This window comes from Streptomyces sp. SP17BM10 (assembly GCF_036322405.1).
Taxonomy (GTDB): domain Bacteria; phylum Actinomycetota; class Actinomycetes; order Streptomycetales; family Streptomycetaceae; genus Kitasatospora.
This window is the reverse complement of sequence record NZ_JAQYXB010000414.1, coordinates 1-610: the sequence shown is the minus strand read 5'-3', so window position 1 is coordinate 610 and position 610 is coordinate 1. Positions and strand designations below refer to the sequence as shown.

General features: G+C 77.4%; 1 pseudogene. It reads left to right on the top strand.

Features of this window, described 5'->3' with window-relative positions:
• A pseudogene (locus PUR71_RS41060) lies at window positions 1-610 on the top strand (NAD-dependent epimerase); the annotation flags it as partial.

Here is a 610-nt window from a genome sequence, read left to right as displayed (position 1 = left end):
GGTGACCACGTTCAACCGCGGCCGCTCCGCCGCCGACCTGCCCGGGGTGGAGGCGGTGCGCGGCGACCGCGACTCGGACGCGGACCTCGAGCGCCTCGTCGAGGGGCGGCGCTGGGACGCCGTCGTCGACACCTCGGCCCAGCAGCCCGCCCAGGCGGCGGCCTCCGCCCGGCTGCTGCGCGAGCGGGCCGGGCACTACACGCTGATCTCCTCCGTCCACGCGTTCGAGGAGTGGCCGGCCCGCGTGGTCGACGAGTCCTCGCCGCTGCACCCGTGCCCCGCCGACGCCCCGCCCGGCCAGGAGTTCAGCGCCGCGCTCAAGGCCGGCTGCGAGCGGGCGGTGCAGGAGCACTTCGGTGCCGGGCGCTGCCTGGTCCTCAACAGCGGGCTGCTGATCGGCCCGTACGAGCGGGGCGGGCGCCTGCCGTGGTGGCTGGAGCGGATGGCCCGCGGCGGGCGGGTGCTGGCCCCCGGCGAGCCCGGCCGTCCCGTCCAGCTGATCGACGTCCGGGACTTCGCGGTGTTCGGCCTGGACCTGCTGACGGCGGGCACGGCCGGCCGCTTCCTCACCACCGCGCCGCCCGGCCTGCTCACCTACGGGCAGTTCCTG